The 4,291-nt window shown below is 70.5% G+C and carries 3 protein-coding genes and 1 pseudogene; 3 read left to right on the top strand and 1 reads right to left on the bottom strand.

Translation table 11 applies throughout. From position 1 onward, the window contains the following. Positions 1 to 232, top strand: a pseudogene (locus tag G6024_RS07005) (alpha/beta fold hydrolase); the annotation flags it as partial. Here G6024_RS07005 and G6024_RS07010 read toward each other — a convergent pair. After that, positions 192 to 2,390, bottom strand: a complete 2,199-nt coding sequence (locus G6024_RS07010) for a prolyl oligopeptidase family serine peptidase (protein ID WP_119192677.1) — start codon at positions 2,388 to 2,390, stop codon at positions 192 to 194. The pseudogene G6024_RS07005 and the gene G6024_RS07010 overlap by 41 nt on opposite strands. A gap of 171 nt (positions 2,391 to 2,561) precedes the next feature. On the opposite strand from G6024_RS07010, the gene G6024_RS07015 reads away from it, so the two are divergent. Next, the gene (locus G6024_RS07015) at positions 2,562 to 2,717 is read left to right on the top strand and encodes a hypothetical protein (protein WP_181694339.1); all 156 of its coding nucleotides are present in this window, start codon (positions 2,562 to 2,564) and stop codon (positions 2,715 to 2,717) included. Positions 2,718 to 2,840: 123 nt separating this feature from the next. Further along, positions 2,841 to 4,232 (top strand): dihydrolipoyl dehydrogenase, encoded by a 1,392-nt coding sequence (lpdA, locus tag G6024_RS07020; RefSeq protein WP_159148359.1) that lies wholly within the window; start codon positions 2,841 to 2,843, stop codon positions 4,230 to 4,232. The last annotated feature ends 59 nt before the right edge of the window (positions 4,233 to 4,291 follow it).

Raw genomic sequence — 4,291 nt, forward strand, 5'->3', positions numbered from 1 at the left:
GCTGGCGGTGGCGATCGCCGACGACCCTCTGGCCCCGGCCGGCGCGGCGCGGAACCTCCTGGCCATGCTTCCCACGGCGCGGACGACGCTGGAGCTGGAGCCGGAGGCGCTGGGCCACAACGCGTGGGCGCGCCGCCCCGCCGAGGTGGTCGCCCGGGTGTTGGCGTGGATCGACCGGGAGGTGGGTGCCGTCACCCCTGGTGGGGACGACGACGAGGTAGTCGACGCCTGAAGAACTCGTAGGTGAGGACCGCCTTCCGGGCCTCCTGGGAGTTGTCCGCGGCGCCGGCGTGCCCGCCCTCGATGTTCTCGTAGTACTGGACCTCGTGTCCCGCGTCCTCCAGGGCGGCGGTCATCTTGCGGGCGTGGCCCGGATGGACGCGGTCGTCCCGGGTCGAGGTGGTCATGAGGACCGGCGGGTAGCGGACCTCCGAGGCGGGCCGGATGTGCTGGTACGGGGAGTAGGCACCCAGGAAGTCGTCCCAGTCGGCGGAGTCCGGGTCCCCGTACTCGGCCATCCACGACGCTCCGGCCAGGAGCAGGTGGTAGCGCTTCATGTCCAGCAGGGGCACAGCGATCGCGAGGGCACCGAAGAGCTCCGGGTAGCGGGTGAGCATGACTCCCATGAGCAGGCCGCCGTTGGACCCGCCGGTCGCCCCGAGCTGATCGCGGGTCGTCACGCCCTCCTCGACGAGGGCGCGGGCCACGGACGCGAAGTCCTCGAACGCCCGGGGACGCTTCTCCCGTACGGCGGCGCGGTGCCACGACGGCCCGTACTCGCCGCCGCCGCGGATCCCCGCCACGACGTACACCCCGCCCTCCTCGAGCCACAGCGCGCCGCGCAGGGCGGCGTAGGCGGGGCGCATGGACACCTCGAACCCGCCGTAGCCGTAGAGGATGGTCGGACGTGGTCCGGCGGGGCCGGGCCCGCGCATGACCGTGTAGGGCACCTCGGTGCCGTCGTCACTCACGGCGGTGTGGCGGGTGACCTCGATCCCGGAGGAGTCGAACCGGTGCGGCGTCGAGCCGAGGGTGGTGGTGCTGCCGTCTGCCCGGAGCAGGACCAGCGACGGCGGGACGACCGGCCCGGAGACCGCGAGCACCGCGTCGTCGGGGTGTGGGCGCTCGCCCGCGTGGGTGGGTACGGCTGAGCTGGGTGCGGCTGAGCCGGGTGCGGCTCCTGATACCGGGTCGTCGTCCATCCCGGAGAGTCGGTCGCAGGACAGTACGTCGACCGAGACGTGCTCCGGCAGGCCCTCGACGGGCAACGGGGACCACTCGCCGTCGGCGGTGTCGGGGAGGGAGAACGCGTCGATCCGCGACTCGGTGTCGTCGAGGACGGTAAGCAGGATCCGGCCTCGGCCCCAGGTGACGTCTTCCACGGTCGTGGACGGGGTGGGGGAGAACAGCACGACCGGATCCGGCAGCCGGCCCGGCTCGGCGTCGACGGCGTCCCACGGCACGACCAGCACCGACCCGCCGGGGTGGGAGCGGCCGGCGATCTCCAGATCGGTGCGGGGGCGCAGCATGAGCCAGTCGCCGCACGAGGTGACGTCACAGTCCTCGGGTACGGGCACCGCGAGCGGTGTGGTGGAGGCGGGGTCGGTGCCCGGGGTCCAGAACACCTCCTGCGAGGTGTGGAAGTCGGGCGCCCGGCTGGCGAGGAACCGTCCGGTGACGGGGTCGTGCGAGGCGCCCACCGCGACGTCGTCACGGCGTCCCTCGAAGATCACCGGGGCCTGGGCGGGGTCGGTCCCGCGACGCCAGAGCCGCACCACGCGCGCGTACCCCGAGTCGGTGGCGTCGGAGCCGTCCGGGTCCAGCGGCGCGGTGAGCAGCACGGTGTCGCGGTCCACCCAGGACACCGAGCACTTGGCCTCGGGCAGGTGGAACGCCCCCTCCCCGGCGGTGATGAAGCGGCGCTCGGTCAGGTCGTACTCACGGACCTCCACGGCGTCCGCGCCCCCGCGGGACAACCGCAGGAGCGCCCGGTCGTCGACGGGACGGCGCACGACCGTGCCGGAGTACACCCAGTTGACGCCCTCCTCCTCGGCGAGGGCCCCCACGTCGACGAGCGTCTCCCAGGCCGGGTGGTCGACCCCCGGTGCCCCGTCGGCCAGCACGGTCCACGGCACCCGGCGCCACAGCCCGCGGGGGTGGTCACCGTCCTTCCACAGCGTGTAGGCGTACCGGCCGCGCAGGACCGGCCACGCGATCCGATCGGTGGCGTCGAGGATCTCCAGGGCGCGGGAATGCGCGGCTTCGGCATGATCTCCGGCGGCGAGATCGGCGACCGTCCGGGCGCTGCGGTCCCGCACCCATCCGAGCGCCTCGGGGGAGTCGACTGCCTCGAGGTGGAGGAACAGGTCAGAGATGGCGGTGTCGGTCATGCCCCCGATGATGCACGTGATCAGCTGAACAGACCGAAACCCACCCAAAAATCTTCACAGGCTCTTGTTACGGGTTCGTGAGGTCAGTAGCATCTGCCGTAGCCGTAGGTCGCCTGACCCGGCCATTCCCGATCAGCTCGGGAGTGCGTTCTATAAACGGAGATTCACACAATGGGTTCCATCACCGACCTCCTCAGCGCCGGTTCCGGCGAGTCCGGCTCCCTCAGCGGCGACATCACCAGCGGCACCATCACCGACACCATCGCCGAGACCGTCGGCGACCTGGTCGCCGCCGCCCTCAAGTCGGTCCTGGGCAACCTGTCCTGATTCTCGCTGACGCGAGCGCCCGCGCCGCCTTCTCCACACGGAGGGGGCGGCGTCGGCAATTTCGGGTGCAGTTCCGGCCCGCTCCGCCGTTCCGGTGCCGCCGGTAGCGCTACCCTGAGTGTCGTGGCTGACACTCATTACGATCTCATCGTCCTCGGCGCGGGCCCCGGTGGCTACGTCGCCGCCATCCGCGCCTCGCAGCTCGGCCTCAAGGTGGCCGTCGTCGAGGAGAAGTACTGGGGCGGCGTATGCCTCAACGTGGGATGTATCCCCTCCAAGGCCCTCCTGCGCAACGCGGAGCTGGCCAACACGGTCCAGCGCGACGGCAAGCTGTTCGGCATCTCCGGGGACGTGAGCTTCGACTACGGCGCCGCGTTCGACCGCAGTCGCAAGGTGTCGGACAGCATCGTCAAGGGCGTCCACTTCCTCATGAAGAAGAACAAGATCACGGAGATCGACGGCTACGGGAAGTTCACCGACGCCAAGACGATCGAGGTCGACGGCACGGAGTACACCTTCGACAACTGCATCATCGCGACCGGCTCCGTGGTCAAGACGCTTCCCGGGATCGAGTTCAGCGAGAACGTCGTGGGCTACGAGGAGCAGATCCTCACGCGCGACCTGCCCGACTCGATCGTCGTCGTCGGCGCAGGGGCGATCGGCATGGAGTTCGCGTACGTGATGAACGCCTACGGCGTCGACGTCACGATCGTCGAGTTCATGGATCGGCTGCTGCCGAACGAGGACGAGGAGGTCTCCAAGGAGATCGCCAAGCACTACAAGAAGCTCGGCATCACGCTCCTCACCGGCCACAAGACCACCTCGATCAGCGACAACGGCGATTCGGTCGAGGTGGAGATCGAGTCCAAGGACGGCGAGGACACCCGGACCGTCACCGTCGACAAGGTGCTCATGGCCGTCGGGTTCGCCCCTCGCGTCGAGGGCTACGGGCTGGAGAACACCGGCGTCGAGCTGACCGACCGCGGCGCGATCGACATCGACGACAACATGCGGACCAACGTCGCCGGCATCTACGCGCTCGGCGACGTCACCGCCAAGCTGCAGCTGGCCCACGTCGCCGAGGCCCAGGGCGTGGTGGCGGCCGAGACCATGGCCGGCGCCGAGACCCAGACGCTGGGCGACTACCGCATGATGCCGCGCGCCACCTTCTGCCAGCCGCAGGTCGCCTCGTTCGGGCTGACCGAGGCCCAGGCGAAGGACGAGGGCTACGACGTCAAGGTCGGCAAGTTCCCGTTCTCGGCCAACGGCAAGGCGCACGGGCTCGGCCACGCGACCGGGTTCGTCAAGGTCGTCGCCGACGGAACCCACGGCGAGCTGCTGGGCGCCCACCTCATCGGCCCCGACGTCTCCGAACTGCTGCCCGAGCTGACCCTGGCGCAGATGTGGGACCTCACCGCCGAGGACATCGCCCGCAACGTGCACACGCACCCGACCCTGTCCGAGGCCATGAAGGAGGCCGTCGAGGGCGTCGGCGGCCACATGATCAACCTCTGACCGATCCGGCGGGCCCGGCCCCGGGCCCGCCCCGGCGTCCGGCGCCCCGCCCGGCGTCC

The sequence above is a fragment of the Dietzia maris genome, assembly GCF_014144855.1.
In the GTDB taxonomy this organism is placed as follows: Bacteria; Actinomycetota; Actinomycetes; order Mycobacteriales; family Mycobacteriaceae; genus Dietzia; species Dietzia kunjamensis.

Bases quoted from the DNA above. Each gene is read 5' to 3' on its own strand.
- G6024_RS07010 (WP_119192677.1), bottom strand. From the start codon at position 2,390: ATGACCGACACCGCCATCTCTGACCTGTTCCTCCACCTCGAGGCAGTC.
- G6024_RS07015 (WP_181694339.1), top strand. From the start codon at position 2,562: ATGGGTTCCATCACCGACCTCCTCAGCGCCGGTTCCGGCGAGTCCGGC.